Source organism: Amycolatopsis sp. cg5 (genome assembly GCF_041346955.1).
Lineage (GTDB): Bacteria > Actinomycetota > Actinomycetes > Mycobacteriales > Pseudonocardiaceae > Amycolatopsis.
Genome location: NZ_CP166849.1, coordinates 6,362,298 through 6,378,141 on the forward strand (window position 1 = coordinate 6,362,298; position 15,844 = coordinate 6,378,141).

Consider the following 15,844-nt stretch of genomic DNA (forward strand, 5'->3'; position numbering starts at 1 on the left):
CAGTCCGATCGACCCGATTTTGGCTCTCTGCTGGGCCGATTCCCGGCACTAGCGTCGCTGCCATGGATATCCGAGACCTGGATCGCCGCTCACTCGACGTCATCGACAAGCTCCTCGCCGGCGCCACCGAGGCGGACCTCGGCCGCCCCACGCCCTGCTCCGGCTGGACTCTCGCCGACCTGCTCCGCCACCAGATCAGCGAGAACCACGCCTTCGCGACCGCCGCGCGCGAGGGCGCCGCGCCCGACTGGGACGGCGGCACGCTCGGCGACGACGCGTTCGCGTCCTACAGCCGCTCGGTCGAGGACGCGCTCACCGCGTTCGACGAGGGCACGGCCCCGACCATGACGATCCGCGAGTTCGGCGACTTCCCCGCCGCGATCGCGCTGCGGATGCACCTGGTCGACTCCGTCGCGCACGGCTGGGACATCGCGCGCGCTCTCGGCCAGCCCTACGAACCCGACTCCGAAGCGCTCGCCGAGGCACTGCGCTTCGTCGCGAACATCCCGACCGAGCGCGAACCCGGCGGCAGCTTCGCGCCGGTCGTGGCGACGCCGTCCACCGCGCCGGAGCTGGACCGGTTCCTCGGCCTGCTCGGCCGCGACCCCGGCTGGGTCAGCTGACCTCGCCCGCCGAGGCCGACCAGGTGTTGCAGGACGCGGTGGTCTTCTCCGAGTACCCGCGCTGGGCCCACTTGCCCTGGTTGGCCCGGCTGCCGTGGGTCTCGCTGTTGGCGGTGTTGCCGTAGTCGGCGACCGCGGAGTTGGCGGTCGCCGCCGAGATCCCGCCGCGCCCGGCGGCGGCCGCGATGAACAGCGCGCCGAAGCAGTTCGCCTGCAGCTCGATACGGCGGACGCGTTGCTGGTCACCGGGGCTCGACTCGTCCTTCGACTCCATCTGGTCGCTGATCGCGGCGAGCATGCCGCTCTCGTGCTGCACGTGGTGGCCGTACTCGTGCGCGAGCGTCGCGAGGTGCGCGCCCTTGTTGGTGCCGACGGCGCTGAGCATCCACTCGCGGGGCAGGTAGATGGTGAGGTCGCCGGGGCAGTAGTAGGCCATGGCCTTCTTGCTGTCCGGCGCCTCGCCGCAGCGGCTCGACGCGGGCAGCTCGATCTCCAGGTTGACGTTCATGTGCGGCTCGTTGACCTGGTCGAGCACCGGCTTCCACGCCTCTTCGAGGCAGACGAGCGCGGCCTTGTAGAAGGCGAGCAGCTCGGCGTCGTTCTTGCTGATCTGCGGCAGCGTGCAGGTGACCTTCGTCAGCGAGATGCCTTCACCGAGGATCGGGTTCTTGTCGGTCTCGAGCACCTTGGCGACCTTCGCGCCCGGCTTCTCCCCCGCCTTGGACTTCGCGAGCTCGGACTCGGCGTTGGGCGCGGGTAGCGCGTGGCCGCTCACCGTGCGTGACGCGTCGACGACGACGGCGCCCGCGACGAACACGAGCGCGGCGGCGAACAGCCCGATGATCACCCGGGAGCCGGTCTTGAGCCCGCGCTTCGGCTGCGGGTACGCGGGTGGCGCCCACGCCAGGTAGTCGTCGGAGACCAACGGCGCGTAGGTGCTCCGAGGCACCTCGGCGACCACGGGCGGTGGTTCCGGCCGTGCTCCCTCGGCAGGGTCGTTCCCCGAAAGATTCATTACTCCCCCGTGACAATGACACGCCAGCAGGTCCCCCGACCTCGGCGTCGAAAGTCAAGCATACGGAATGCCCGATTCGACCACGATCACGAAAAGGGTACGCCGTGCTGACAGACTAGGGGAATGAACGAAGAGGACCCGTACCTGTGGTTGGAAGACGTGGGCGGCGACCAGGCGCTGGACTGGGTGCGCGAGCACAACGCGGCAACGACGGCGAAGCTCACGGGAGGCGCGCGTTTCGCCGCGATGCGTGACGAGATCCGCGAGGCACTCGACGCCGACGACCGCATCCCGTACGTGCGCAGGCGCGGCGAGTTCCTCTACAACTTCTGGCAGGACGCGACCCACCCTCGCGGGCTGTGGCGGCGCACCACGCTCGAGGAGTATCGCAAGGACAAGCCCGCCTGGGAGCTGCTGCTCGACGTCGACGCGCTCGGCGAGGCCGAGGGCGAGAACTGGGTCTGGCAAGGCGCGACCGTGCTGCGCCCCGACTACCGGCTCGCCCTGATCGAGCTGTCGCGCGGCGGCGCGGACGCGACCGTGGTCCGCGAGTTCGACCTCGGCGCGCGCGCGTTCGTCGAAGGCGGGTTCGAGCTGCCCGAGGCGAAGAGCAGCGTCGGCTGGATCGACGAAGACAGCGTCTACGTGGGCACCGACTTCGGCGAGGGCTCGCTGACCAGCTCCGGCTACCCGCGGATCACCAAGGTCTGGCGGCGCGGCACACCGCTGGCCGAGGCGGAGACGGTGTTCGAGGGCAAGCCGGACGACGTCTCGGTCACCGGCTACCACGACCCGACCGAGGGCTACCAGCGCGATTTCGTGCACCGCAGCATCACCTTCTACCGGGCGGAACGGTACCTGCGCACGCCGGAAGGGACGCTTGAGCGCATCGACGTCCCCGAAGACGCGAAGACGTCGATCTACCGGCAGTGGCTGCTCGTGCGCACCCGTTCGCCGTGGAGCGTCGGCGGCGCGGACCATCCCGCGGGCGCGTTGCTGGGCATCGAATTCGAGGCCTTCCGCGCGGGCGACCGGAACTTCACCGTGCTGTTCGAGCCGGACGCGCACACCTCGCTCGAATACCACGCGTGGACCCGCAATCACCTTTTGCTGGCAACGCTTTCCGACGTCAAGACCGAACTCCGGGTGCTGACGCCGGGCGACGGCGGCTGGGCTTCGGAGCCGCTCGCCGGCGCGCCGACGTTCAGCACGGCGGAGATCCTCGACACCGACCCGGACGCCAGCGACGAGTACCTGCTCAACATCAGCGGCTTCCTCACGCCGGCGACCTTGAGCTACGGCCGCGTCGGCGAGGAGATCGAGGTACTCAAGCAGTCACCGGCGCGGTTCGACGCCGAGGGCATGTCCGTCGAACAGCACTTCGCGACCTCCGCGGACGGCACGAAGATCCCGTACTTCGTGGTCCGCCCGCGCGGCAGCGAGAACGGGCCGACACTGCTGACCGGCTACGGCGGTTTCGAGGCCGCGATGCTGCCCGGGTACAGCGGGGTGACCGGCCGCGGCTGGCTCGCGCGCGGCGGCACGTACGTGTCGGCGAACATCCGCGGCGGCGGCGAATACGGGCCGGACTGGCACACCCAGGTCATCAAGGCCAACCGGTACAAGGTGTACGAGGACTTCGCGGCCGTCGCCGCCGACCTGGTCACGCGCGGCATCACCACCGCCGACCGGCTCGGCATCCAGGGCGGCAGCAACGGCGGGCTGCTGATGGGCGTCATGCTCACCCGCTATCCCGAGCTGTTCGGCGCGATCGTCAGCCAGGTCCCGCTGCTGGACATGAAGCGCTACCACAAGCTGCTGGCAGGCGCGTCGTGGATGGCGGAGTACGGCGACCCCGACGAGGAAGCCGAATGGGAGTACATCTCGAAGTACTCGCCCTACCAGAACGTCCACAGTGGACAGGAGTATCCGCCGACCCTGTTCGTCACCTCGACCCGCGACGACCGGGTGCATCCCGGCCACGCGCGCAAGATGTTCGCCAAGATGACCGAACAGGGTTACGACGTCTGGTACTACGAGAACATCGAAGGCGGCCACGGCGGCGCGGCCGACAACGAGCAACTCGCGTTCAAATGGGCACTGGTCTTCGAATTCCTGTGGGAGCAGCTCACGAAGTGACCTTCGCGAGCACGATCCCGCCGACGATCAGGCTCAGCGCGACAAGGCGGCCCGCGCCCAGCGGGTCCTTGTTGACCACCACGCCGAGCACGATCGCGCCGACGGCACCGATGCCGGTGAACACCGCGTAGGCGGTGCCCACCGGCACGGTGTCCATCGCGCGCGAAAGCAGATAGACGGCGGCGACACCCAGCACCACGCATAACAAGGTCGGCAGCGGCTTGGTGAAGTTCTCGGTCGGTTTGATGCTCTGCGACCAGGCGATTTCGACCAGCCCGGCCGCGACCAGGATGAGCCACCCCATTACCGCGCCCACTCGTCGGCGAAGTCGCGCGCCGCTTCGTAAGAGGCCTGGCGTGCGGCTTCGCGGTCGGCCAGCTTCGGATCGACGAGCGCGTTGGTCAGCTCGGCATTGACGAACGTGACGTCCTCGACGTCGTAATGCCCGGCGAAGAAGTCACGCAGATACCGCTCGTGGTGGTCGAACGGCGCTCGCGGCGTCCCGGGCAGGTACGAGCCACCACGGGCGCCGGCGACCACGAAAGCCTTGCCCCGCAAGGACATCTTCGGGAACGTCACCTGGTCGATCCACGCCTTCAGCGCCGCCGGGATCGAGAAGTTGTACATCGGCGCGCCGAACAGCACGACATCCGCGGCCAGGAACTCGTCCAGCAGCGGCCGCACGATCCGCCAAGCCTCCCGCTGCTCCGGCGTGCTCACGGCCTCGGCATAGCGAGCGGGGTCCGTGATGCCCTCGGTCAGCAGCCGATCGCAGATCTCGGTCCACACCTCACCGATCGGCGGAACCGGGTCTTTCGCCAGGTCACGGTAGGTATAGCCACCGGTCCAGCCCTTGACGAACCGCTGGCCGAGCTCACGCGAGAACGAGGCCCGTCGCGCGCTGGAGTCGAGGTGCAGCAGGTGGGTCATCGTGTTTCCTCCCAGAAGTGGACATCGCGTCCAGTTATCCTGACGGTAGCTTCAAGTGGACACGACGTCCAGTTATTCCTAGACTCCGGAAATGCCGTCAACGGAACGGGCCGACGCGGCCAAGAACCGGGCCAAGGTCCTCGCCGCGGCCGCACTCCTCTTTGCCGAGCGCGACCCGGCCGAAGTGACCATGGACGACATCGCGAAGGCGGCGGGCGTCGGCCGCGGCACGCTCTACCGGCGCTACCCCGACCGCGCCTCCATCGCCGTCGCCCTCCTCGACGAGCACGAGCGCGTCCTGCAGGAGAAGCTGATGTCCGGCGAACCCCCGCTCGGCCCCGGCGCGCCTCCGGCGGAACGCTTGTCCGCCTTCTACGCGGAAATGATCGAGCTGCTACGCACGCACGGCCACCTCGTGCTCGGCAGCGAGGTCGGCCAGTCCCGTTTCGCCACCGGCGCCTACGGATTCTGGCGAGCCCACGTGCGCGCCCTACTCGTTGCAGCGGGCAAACCGGACCCGGACGCACTGACCGACATCCTGCTCGGCCCACTCGCCCCCGAGGTGTTCCGCTTCCAGACCGAGCAACTCGGCATCAGCCCGGAGCGGATCTTGGCGTCGCTGAGAGATTTGGCGTCTTCGCTGACATAGGTTGTCAGTGAAGCGGGTCGATGATCTCCGGTGTGAACGACTTCGACTTCTTCCTCGGCACCTGGACCGTCGTGAACCGGCGGCTCCTCAAGCCCTTGACCGGCAGCGACGAATGGGACGAGTTCCCGGCCACGTCCACCTGCCACACCGTGTTCGACGGCGCGGGCAACTTCGACGAGATCTCCTTCCCCACCAAGGGTTTCACTGGCATGACCCTGCGCCTGTTCGCCCCCGGGACCGGCCAGTGGTCGATCTACTGGGCCAACAGCCGCACCGGCCTCCTGCAACCCCCGGTGCACGGCGGTTTCACCGACGACGTCGGCCTCTTCTACGGCGACGACGAGCACGACGGCCGCCCCGTGCGCGTCCGCTACACGTGGGCCAAAGGCGAGTCCCCGCGCTGGGACCAGGCCTTCTCACTCGACGGCCAGGACTGGGAAACCAACTGGATCATGGAGTTCTCTCGCGCCACTCTTGGTTGAGGGGAAGGCCAAATACGGCGTGTTGGACTTCGGAGCGAGGGAAACCCCTGCTCCGTTGGATGCAGCAGGGTTTCCCCTCGCCCACCGATGTGAAGCGAGGGGACCCCTGGGTGCGACATACGCACCGAGGGGTCCCCTCACTTCAGCCCTGACACCCGCAACACTCACAACCCCTGCGGAGTAAACGGGCTTTACCCCACATCAAAATCCTCGACTGTCCGCGGGTGGTAACTCTGCTCCGCTAGATACAGCAGAGCTACCACTCGCACACCCCGTCGCCCCGATACCCGATGAGTCCGCAACCGCGGCCGACACACCGCCTTTGGGTTCCCACCCAATAAAACCGGCGATACCACTCAGAACCCGTCTTGGAACTTTGTTAGGTTGTCTTGGCCCGCTTTTTTCGGCGGGTCGGGACTGTAAAACGTTCGGTGTAACTCCCGATCATGGAAGTGCACCTGATGACCGACATGATGTCCGGCGTGGAGAACGCTGAGGACTCGAAGCCCGAGGCAGGCTTGGGTGGCCTGGATGAGCAGCTCGTCGCGCAGCTGCTGAACAGCGCTAAGGCCAGTGGGCTGAAGCTGACCGGTGAGGGTGGGGTGTTGCAGCAGCTGACCAAGCGGCTGCTGGAGTCCGCGCTCGAGGGCGAGATCACCGATCACCTCGGTTATGACAAACACGACCCCGCCGGTCGTGGGACCGGCAACTCGCGTAACGGCACCCGGTCCAAGACCGTGCTCACCGACGTGGGCCCGGTCGAGATCGACGTGCCGCGGGATCGGGACGCGAGCTTCGAGCCGAAGATCGTGGCCAAGCGACAGAAACGCCTGGGCGGTGTGGATGAGATGGTGATCTCGCTGGCCGCGAAGGGCCTCACGACCGGGGAGATTTCCGCGCATCTGGCCGAGGTCTATGGCGCTGAGGTGTCGCGGCAGACGATTTCCACGATCACCGACAAGGTCATCGAGGGCATGGTCGAGTGGCAGAACCGGCCGTTGGACCCGGTTTACCCGGTGATCTTCATCGACGCGATCCACGTCAAGATCCGCGACGGGCAGGTCAGTAACCGGCCGATCTATGTCGCGCTCGCGGTGACCTGCGAAGGACGGCGTGACATTCTCGGGCTCTGGGCCGGTGACGGTGGTGAGGGCGCGAAGTACTGGCTGCATGTGCTCACCGAGCTCAAGAACCGGGGCGTGGCCGATGTGCTCATGGTCGTCTGCGACGGGCTGACCGGACTGCCGGACGCGATCACCACGGTCTGGCCGCAAACGATCACCCAGACCTGCGTGGTTCACCTGCTGCGTAACAGTTTCCGCTACGCCGGCCGCCAGCACTGGGACGCGATCGCCAAAGCGCTCAAACCGGTCTACACCGCCCCGACCGAGGCCGCCGCCCGGGAGCGCTTCGGCGAGTTCGCCGATGCCTGGGGCGCTCGCTATCCGGCGATCGTACGGTTGTGGGACAACGCCTGGGCCGAGTTCGTGCCGTTCCTGGCGTTCGACCCGGAGATCCGGCGGGTGATCTGCTCGACCAACGCCATCGAGAGCGTCAACGCCCGCATTCGCCGCGCGGTGAAGGCCCGCGGACACTTCCCGAACGAGCAGGCCGCACTCAAATGCGTCTACATGGCCATCATGAGCCTCGACCCGACCGGCACCGGTCGCAAACGCTGGACGATGCGGTGGAAACCCGCGCTGAACGCCTTCGAGATCGCCTTCGACGGCCGCCTGGCCGCCGGACGCAAGTAAACCCCTTCAACCCGAGTTACACCGTTCGTTTGACAGACCCGGCGGGTCAGGCGCCTGGTCATGATAGTGATCATGGAGAGGTTGATGAAGGCTTCGGAGTGTTCGGGTAGGCGTTCGTAGTCGCGGACGTTGCGTCTGGCTTGGGTGATCCAGGAGAAGGTGCGTTCGACGACCCAGCGTCTGGGCAGGAGAACGAATGTTTTCTGGCCGACGATTTTCTTGACGATGTCGAGTGTCATGCCCAAGGTCTTTTTGGTCCACTGGACAAGGTCTTTGCTGGTGTAGCCGCCGTCGGCCCACACCCAGGTGACGCCACGCTGGAGGGCGTGCAGCGCGGGCAGCAGCAGCCGGGCCGCGGAGCGGTCTTGCAGGTTGGCGGCGGTGACCAGCACCACCAGTAGTAGGCCTTGGGTGTCGGTGGCGATGTGGCGTTTGCGGCCGTCGATCTTCTTCCCGCCGTCATAGCCGCGAGAAGGTTTGCCGACGGTTTCGGCGGCTTTGACCGATTGAGAGTCGATCACCGCCGCCGACGGTGCCGGGTTCCTGTTCGCGCGCAGCCGGATCTTCTCCCGTAGCCGGTCACGGATCTTCTCGAACACTCCCGCCTTCGACCAGCGGGTAAAGAATCCGTGCACTGTTTTCCAGGGCGGGAAGTCCGACGGCAGGGCACGCCATTTGATGCCGTTGTCGGTGACATACCGCAACGCGTCCACGATCGCGCGGCGGTGATGTTTCTCCGGACGGCCACCCGCCGCGGTCTCACACGCCGGGCGCGGCAGCAACGGCTCAAGCAACACCCACTCGGCGTCGGTGGTGTCGGTGGGGTAGCGACGGCTACGACAACCCGCTGACGTGGGCCGATCGATGATCGAGTACAAAGGGAGACCGGGCCTCTGCTGGGAAATGATCAAGATGTGGTGTCAAGATCACTAGCAGAGGCCCGACCTATACCTGCAACCGGCATCAAGGACGGGTTCTCACGACACCCACGCCGAGCCGACGATCACGCCACCTTCGCGTTTCCGCTCAATAGATCCCGGGTCCGCCCATGTCGTCGCCCCGCTCCGCCGGCTCACCAGCGGCCAGCGCTCCGACGCCCTCACCACTCGGGTAAGGCTTCGCGGCGGTTCAGCCACTCCCCAGGGATCTCGGCGCCTCCCGCCGTGACGATCCCGCCGACGATCGCACCGGTCGTATCGACGTCACCACCGGCCTCCACACAGGCGGTGATCGCGGTCGGATAATCGTCGGCGAACCGCGCGGCCACCCACAACGCGAACGGCACCGTGTCCTGAGCCATCGCCCGAGCGCCGTTGCCGAGTTCATAAGCCGCCTCGGCGACTGAGCAGTCGCCAAGCTCGGCGGCCCGCGCGATACCTCGCTTGGCGTCGCCGTCGTCCAGCCACTGCGGGATTTCCCCGAGACTCACTCGCGCCGCCGCGAGCGCGACCGCCACCGCGCCCGCGATCCCCTCCGGATGCAGGTGCGTCACCTCAGCCGAGAGTTTCGCTTGCTCCACAAGGGTTTCGAGGTCTTCCGCGAAATACGCACCCAGCGGGGCGACCCGCATGGCGGCTCCGTTGCCACACGAGCCCTGACCATGGAACGCGGCCCCGGCGGCCTCGCGCCACGGCACGCCGTCCCGGATCGCATGCAGGATCACGACCGCACCCGGCCCGTAGCCGCGATACGGCTCGCAGCGGTCAGCGAAAGCCTTCGCCAGCCTGTCGCGGTCGATCCGGCCATGGTCACGGAGCTCGGCGACGAGTGTGCAGGCCATCTCGGTGTCATCGGTCCACTCCCACGGACCGGACGGCGGCTTGACCAGGGTCGTGAGTGGTACGGCCGGTTAGAACCGGCGATACCACTCACGACACCTGGGTATTGGGTCAGCTGCAGCCGGAGGTCGCGCCGCATCCTTCGCAGGCATAGCACGAACCGGCCGGGCGCATCTTGGTTCCGCAGGTCATGCACAAGGGCGCGTCGGCGGCCTTGCCGAGATGCAACTCCATCAGCTCGGCCGTGCTGTGCGCGGCTTCGATCTGACGGGGCTGCGTCGCCTCGACGCTGGTCCGCAGTTCTTCAAGGTCCACCCCGTCGGACGCAGGCGTTCCGTAGTCGGTTTCGACCTGTGCCGTGCGCTCGTCGGCGGTGAAGATGCCGAGCTGCGCACGTTTTTCGTAAGGCAGGAAGTCCAGCGCCAGGCGGCGGAACAGGTAGTCGAGGACACTGGTGGCGATGCGGATGTCCGGATCGTCGGTCATGCCCGCCGGCTCGAAGCGGAGGTTGGAGAACTTCGAGATGTAGAACTCCAGCGGAATCCCGTACTGCAGACCGACCGAAATCGACATCGAGAAGGCGTCCATCACACCGGCCAAAGTGGACCCCTGCTTGCCGAGCTTGATGAAGATCTCGCCAAGACCGTCGTCCGGGTACGACCCCGCGTGCAGGTAACCCTCGGCCCCGCCGACGGTGAAGGACACCGTCTGACTCGGGCGGCGTTTGGGCAGGCGCTTGCGGACCGGGCGGAACTCGACGGCGGGCTGCTCCTCCTTCTTGTCCTTCTTGCCGGTGGAGAGCGGCTGGCCGACCTTGCAGTTGTCGCGATAGATGGCGAGTGCCTTGAGACCGAGCTTCCAGCCTTGGAAGTAGATCTCCTCGACCTCTTCGACCGTGGCCGACTCCGGCATGTTGACGGTCTTGGAGATCGCGCCCGAAAGGAACGGCTGGACCGCGGCCATCATGCGGACATGCCCCATCGGCTTGATCGACCGCTCGCCGACCGCGCAGTCGAACACCTCGTAATGCTCCGGCCTGAGCCCCGGCGCGTCGACGACGTGACCGTTCTGCGCGACGTATTCGACGACCGCCTCGACTTGCTCTTCCGGATAGCCGAGCGCGGACAACGCACGAGGAACGGTCTGGTTCACAATTTGCATCGAACCGCCGCCGACGAGCTTTTTGAACTTCACCAAAGAAAAGTCCGGCTCGATTCCCGTCGTATCGCAGTCCATCATGAAGCCGATGGTGTTGTGGCTGACAAACCCATTCGCCACGTAGGTGAGGTTTTCCGGCACCGAGAGATCGAAGGTGGGCTGGACGCCACCATCCTCGTTGCACGCGACCGGCTCGAAGAGATAGCCGAGCGCGTGGCCAAGCCTGGTGTCGAAAGACTCACCGAAGATCCTGCGAGCGAGCATCCTGGCGACGCCACCGCTCTTGCGCAGCGATTGCACGACCAGCCCGCGATACTCGTGGCCGACGGGAACGAGTTCTTCCCAGAGCTCCGCGGGCAGGTGGATCCGGTCACCTTTCGCCGAGCCGCGCGGCTCGATGCCGACGAGCGCCTGGGCCTTCCGCTCACTGATGAACCCGATGACCTCGTCGAAAGTCATCGCGTGATCGACGTTGCGCAGCCGGACCTGGCGCTGCGGGCCACCCCAGCCGCTCGTGGTGACCCGGGTCGTGGTGCCCATTCCCAAAGCGAGCAACAGGGTACGGACGTCAGCGGCAAAGAGCTCCGACGAGGTCGAGAGGCTCGGCACACCTTCCTGCACGGTCCCGTCCGCCTCGAACAGACCCCGCAAGAAAGCAGCGTAGATCGCCGGAGTGTTGGTCTCGCGAATCGCCGCCGGAACCCTTGGCGTCCAACCCTTTCCTGTGTGATCGACCCCGGGAAGGTCCTTCGCGAAACCGGCCGCCTGCCACCAGCGGGCCAGCCGGACGGACTGCAGCGTGACCTCCTGGTAGCCCTCGCAAGCGCGAACAGCGGGCTCGATGCCGAACAGCCCCTTGGCGAGCACGCGGAAACGATCCACCACGTCAAGGTCGGTGTTGGCGACACAAAGCCGGATCCCCTTGGCGTGCAGGCTGCCATCGCCCATGAAGTAGCCGACGAGCTCGGCCAAGTCTTCGTCCACCACATCCGGGACGCGCAGTGTGCGATCACCCGCGTAGTAGGCCTGGTCCAGTACCGGCAAGGGAACCGTACGGAGTTCACCGACCATGCCACCCAACTGGAGCGGCAGCACGTCTCCGTCCCGGATGTCCGCGAGCCGCCGCCACACCCAGGCACCGGTCTCCGAATCGACGATTTTCACCCGGTGAGCGAGCGTGCCTTGAATCCGATAGCCGCCTTTCGTCACGATACGGCGGGTGGGTTCTTCACCGTTCACGAAGAACTTCGTGGCGCGACGCGGCCCCTCATCGGTACCGACGGCGAGTTCTATGTCCTGCCAGCGGTCGCCATAGAAGTCCGCGAGTTCGGACAGCCTGGCCAGTCCACGATCGGTGGTCACCATGGTGTCCGCGGTCAAACACCCCGTAGGCGCCAATACACTGGCCTGCGAATTACGCCAACCGTTCTGCGCGCCGATTTCTATTCCACGCTTCCATTCCTCGGTCGCCAATGAACGAACCGTGGCATCGTTGGCATGAAGAGTACGGATCTCGTCGTTGGCGGCGGCGTGCTTGCGCATGACGCGCTGGTGCGGCTCGGCGTTACGGGCGTAGCCGTCGTAAGGCCCGACGACTCCGGCGAGTTCCGCGGAGCGGCGGTAGGAAACGCCGGTCATCAGCGAGGTGATCGAGGCCGCGAGCGCACGGCCACCGTCGGAGTCGTAGGCGTGGCCGAGCGCCATCAGGAGCGCACCCAGGTTCGCGTAGCCGATGCCGAGCTGACGGAACTTGCGAGTGGTGTCGCCGATCGACTCGGTCGGGAAGTCCGCGAAACAGATGGAAATGTCCATCGCCGTGATGATGAATTCGACAGCCTTCACAAACAAGGGCGCGTCGAAATTGCCGTCGGAATCGACGAACTTCAGTAGGTTGAGTGACGCGAGATTACAACTCGAATTGTCCAGGTGCAGGTACTCGCTACAGTTCGCCACCACTGTGCCACCGACGACGTACGAGTGGTTGCGCGGTTCCGTCAGGTTGAACGTCGTCTCGAAACCCTTTGAAACTCGGGAAACCAACTTCACTGTCTCATCGACACGGTAGAACTCGTGGCCGGCGAGGACAGACTTCAGCTTGTCGGCCTTCGCCGCGTGATCGAAGCCGATCTTGTCGGAGAAGCCCGCGATGTGACGGCCGCTGATGCGGAGGTCGTATGAAGGACCGTCGCTGCCGTAGACGCGGTCTTCGCCGCTCTTGGTGGTGTACGCGAAGGAGTCGGTCTTCACTCCCGTCCGATAGATCCGGCCCTTGATGCCAAGACTGGCCAGCAACTCCTGAACGCCGATCAGCAGTTCTTCCGATCGGCTGCCGAGCCCCACATAGCGGGTGCCCTTGACTTCCTGGTTCACGACACAGCCGTCAGCGTCGAACAGGCCACGCAGGAAGGCCGTCAAGACGTCTTCCGGAGCCTCGTAGATCGACTCCGGCACGACCTTGTCGGCGGACTTGCCGGGCGAGACCCCCAGTGCTCGGACCATCAGATTGAACCGGCCACGCAAGGCGCGCAGCTGCATCGTGCCATTGGCCTGCGCGCTGGGCTTCGGGTCGAATCCCGTGATCTCGGCCAGCAGGCGGCGGTGCCGAGGCGCGATGTTCGCCTGCTCCCACTCGGTGCCGTAGACCGTGATCGCACCCTGGTCGGTCACGCAGCCGTCACCGACGAGCCAGCCGATGTAGTGGGCGAGTTCGGTGGTCCACTTCTCCGGGATAGTGCCCAGCTCCTTGCCGGGCGCGTTGTGCGCGATCTGGATCGCGAGCGGTGGCAGTGCGGGGGAAGCGTGCGGCCGCGCGGCGTATTCGTAGGAGCGCACGACGCGGTCGTCTTCGGTGAGGTCGCGGGCATGTGCCCAGCCACGGTTTTCGGTCCAGACCCGGTGGTTCGGTGTGCAGCGCAGCCTGGAACCGTCACTGAAGCGCAGCTCGACGATCTCGTTGGTGCCGGTGATCATGTACCGGGTCGGGCTGGTCGCCACGATGCGCGACGCCGCCTCGGTCTCACTCGTCACGTCGTTGGTGTAGACGGCGAACGGCTCGCCGCGGGACGCTCGGCGCACCAGATCACCGATCGGGACCAGGCCCGAATCGGTCATCACCCGCTGATCTCCGGGAAAACACGGGTTGGACGCAGTGATCCGGCCGGTTTCGGGGCAGGTGTGCCAATCGTTGATCGTGCCGTCGTATTGAATTCCGGGATCGGCGCAATCCCAGGCCGCGGTGGTCATCGAGCGGAAGATCTGGCGGGCGTCGACGGTGTCGATGACCTCGTTGGTCAGGCGGGCTCGGAGGCCGAAGTCGCCGCCGGACTCGACGGCACGCATGAACTCGTCCGAGACGCGGACCGAGTTGTTGGCGTTCTGGTACTGGACCGAGGAGATGTCGGCTCCGCTGAGGTCCATGTCGAAGCCTGCGTCGCGGAGAACCTTGATCTTCTTCTCTTCGCGGGCCTTGGTCTGGATGAACTCTTCGATGTCGGGGTGGTCGACGTCGAGCACGACCATCTTGGCGGCGCGGCGGGTGGCGCCGCCGGACTTGATGGTGCCCGCCGAGGCGTCGGCGCCGCGCATGAAGGAGACCGGGCCCGAGGCGGTGCCGCCGGAGGTCAGCAGCTCGCGGGACGAGCGGATGCGGGAGAGGTTGAGGCCCGCTCCGGAACCGCCTTTGAAGATCAGGCCTTCTTCGCGATACCAGTTGAGGATTGACTCCATCGTGTCATCGACGGCGAGGATGAAGCAGTTGTGGACCCGCAGGTTCGAGGACAGGTACTCCCCTGACTCCGTTTGGATGTCGTAGACCGGCATCTCGCCGCGGCTTTCGATGCCGGCGATCTCCAAGCGCTCGACGTCCAGCGCTTGGCGGCCGGGAATCTCGAACGAAGCCTCGAGCTTGGCGGTCTTGACCGGGTCGATGAATCCGATGGAGTCGGCGAAGATGCGGCGTTCACCGGCGTTCTGGATGCGGATGCCCCACAGGTCGTGGCGGTCCGGGCGCGGATCCGTCTTGTGGCCCACTCGTGCGAAGATGCCGAAGCGGGCCAGCAACGCCTGCAGGCCGCGCACCAGCCGCTCACCGATCATGTCGACCGCGACCACTGTGGACCGTTCGCGCCGCGACACATAGCCCTCGGATTGGAAGATGCTGCGCAGGTACGCCGCGACGACCGGCAGCGGAGCGGTGTGCAGGAAGGCCGGGACTTCCATGTCACAGCCACGAGCACGCAAGCCCCATCGGCTCACGAAGGGTTCGAGCACGTTGCCGTAAAGCCGGGTACGGCGGCAATCCAGTGTCGCGTCCTGCGTCTCCACCGTGCGTTCGTGCCGATGGACTTCCGGGAACACCTGGTCCAAAGCGTCACATACCCACGCCAGCTCGGCGTCTGTGACCGTCATGGCCTCGATCGTGAGCGACCGGTCCGTGCCCTTGTACTGGCCGACGAAACCGTCGGATTGCAGCCACCCCGCGAGTGCGGCCTCGGCGATCTCACGTTGGTCGATTTCGGCTTCCCCGAACGACACCGAGCGATGCCACTCCAGTTTGTCGTCTACCCGCAACTCCCCCGCGGGCACGAAACGTCCCACGCCGTTGCCGCTCGCTCGCCAGACGAGGTGATCGGCCGTCACGTCGAGCACATGGCCAGACTTGGTCATGATGCGGAGGACCTCTTTGACGCCGTTGGCCTTGGTGGCGACGATCGAGGTGAGGCCATGGGCGTCGAACACCTTGGTGCCGACCGCGTCCCGCTCGACGAGCTGTCCGATGGGGACAGCGCCCGAAGGGGTCGTGACCAGTGCGTCGTACGGCTGGCACGCGGAGACTTGCTGTTTCGAGGCGGTTCCGACGTTGAACCATACCGGGGAGTTGAAGCTGAAGACCTGGTGCAGCAGCATCCAGGTGAGCTCGTGCTCGAAGGTCTCGGCGTCGGCGGGGGTGGTGAAGTAGCCGTGGTCGACGCCTGCCTTGACGTAGGTTTTGACGACCCGGTCGATGAGCTGCTTGAGGCTCTTTTCGCGCTGGGGGGTGCCGACGGCGCCGCGGAAGTACTTGCTGGTGACGATGTTGGTGGCGTTGACCGACCAGAAGTCGGGGAATTCGACGCCGCGCTGCTCGAAGTTGACGGTGCCGTCGCGCCAGTTGGTCATGACGACGTCGCGGCTTTCCCAGCTCACGTCGTCATAGGGGTGGACGCCTTCGGTGGTGAAGACGCGCTGGACTTTCAGGCCGCGCTTGCCCTGGTCTTTGCCGGGCTTGGCTCCGGCACCCACGGTTTCGGTCATGGGTTTCCTCGCTCCCCGCGCGGC

At 66.1% G+C, this 15,844-nt stretch carries 9 protein-coding genes and 2 pseudogenes; 5 read left to right on the plus strand and 6 right to left on the minus strand.

Going from position 1 to position 15,844, the window contains the following annotated elements; genetic code table 11:
• Positions 1-62: 62 nt before the first annotated feature.
• Entirely contained in the window at positions 63-623 is a 561-nt protein-coding gene (locus AB5J62_RS28305; protein ID WP_370942967.1) for a TIGR03086 family metal-binding protein, read from the plus strand.
• Here AB5J62_RS28305 and AB5J62_RS28310 read toward each other — a convergent pair.
• Positions 616-1,638, minus strand: coding sequence for a neutral zinc metallopeptidase (locus tag AB5J62_RS28310; protein ID WP_370942968.1), 1,023 nt, complete (start codon positions 1,636-1,638; stop codon positions 616-618). The two genes, AB5J62_RS28305 and AB5J62_RS28310, sit on opposite strands and share 8 nt — an antisense overlap.
• Positions 1,639-1,761: 123 nt before the next feature.
• On the opposite strand from AB5J62_RS28310, the gene AB5J62_RS28315 reads away from it, so the two are divergent.
• On the plus strand, positions 1,762-3,777 hold the full coding sequence (locus AB5J62_RS28315) for a prolyl oligopeptidase family protein (protein WP_370942969.1): 2,016 nt from the start codon (positions 1,762-1,764) through the stop codon (positions 3,775-3,777).
• Here the strand turns inward: AB5J62_RS28315 and AB5J62_RS28320 are convergent.
• Complete coding sequence (locus AB5J62_RS28320; RefSeq protein WP_370942970.1) at positions 3,767-4,081, minus strand: multidrug efflux SMR transporter; 315 nt, start codon at positions 4,079-4,081, stop codon at positions 3,767-3,769. The two genes, AB5J62_RS28315 and AB5J62_RS28320, sit on opposite strands and share 11 nt — an antisense overlap.
• Positions 4,081-4,707: an FMN-dependent NADH-azoreductase gene (locus tag AB5J62_RS28325; protein WP_370942971.1), complete on the minus strand. Its 627-nt coding sequence runs from the start codon at positions 4,705-4,707 to the stop codon at positions 4,081-4,083. Before AB5J62_RS28325 ends, AB5J62_RS28320 begins: the two co-directional genes overlap by 1 nt.
• 91 nt (positions 4,708-4,798) lie before the next feature.
• On the opposite strand from AB5J62_RS28325, the gene AB5J62_RS28330 reads away from it, so the two are divergent.
• The 3 genes from AB5J62_RS28330 (at position 4,799) to AB5J62_RS28340 (ending at position 7,592) form a co-directional block, all read left to right on the plus strand.
• A complete protein-coding gene (locus tag AB5J62_RS28330; protein WP_370942972.1) occupies positions 4,799-5,356 on the plus strand; it encodes a TetR/AcrR family transcriptional regulator in 558 nt (185 codons plus the stop codon).
• A gap of 32 nt (positions 5,357-5,388) precedes the next feature.
• Positions 5,389-5,838 (plus strand): hypothetical protein, encoded by a 450-nt coding sequence (locus AB5J62_RS28335; protein ID WP_370942973.1) that lies wholly within the window; start codon positions 5,389-5,391, stop codon positions 5,836-5,838.
• 473 nt (positions 5,839-6,311) lie between these two features.
• Positions 6,312-7,592, plus strand: coding sequence for an IS256 family transposase (locus AB5J62_RS28340; RefSeq protein ID WP_370950361.1), 1,281 nt, complete (start codon positions 6,312-6,314; stop codon positions 7,590-7,592).
• 71 nt (positions 7,593-7,663) lie between these two features.
• Here AB5J62_RS28340 and AB5J62_RS28345 read toward each other — a convergent pair.
• The 3 genes and pseudogenes from AB5J62_RS28345 to AB5J62_RS28355 form a co-directional block, all read right to left on the minus strand.
• Positions 7,664-8,503 (minus strand): annotated as a pseudogene (locus AB5J62_RS28345) (IS5 family transposase); the annotation flags it as partial.
• A 188-nt stretch (positions 8,504-8,691) separates the two neighbouring features.
• Positions 8,692-9,420: an ADP-ribosylglycohydrolase family protein gene (locus tag AB5J62_RS28350; protein ID WP_370950362.1), complete on the minus strand. Its 729-nt coding sequence runs from the start codon at positions 9,418-9,420 to the stop codon at positions 8,692-8,694.
• A 271-nt stretch (positions 9,421-9,691) separates the two neighbouring features.
• Positions 9,692-15,820, minus strand: a pseudogene (locus AB5J62_RS28355) (LAGLIDADG family homing endonuclease); the annotation flags it as partial.
• Positions 15,821-15,844 lie beyond the last annotated feature (24 nt).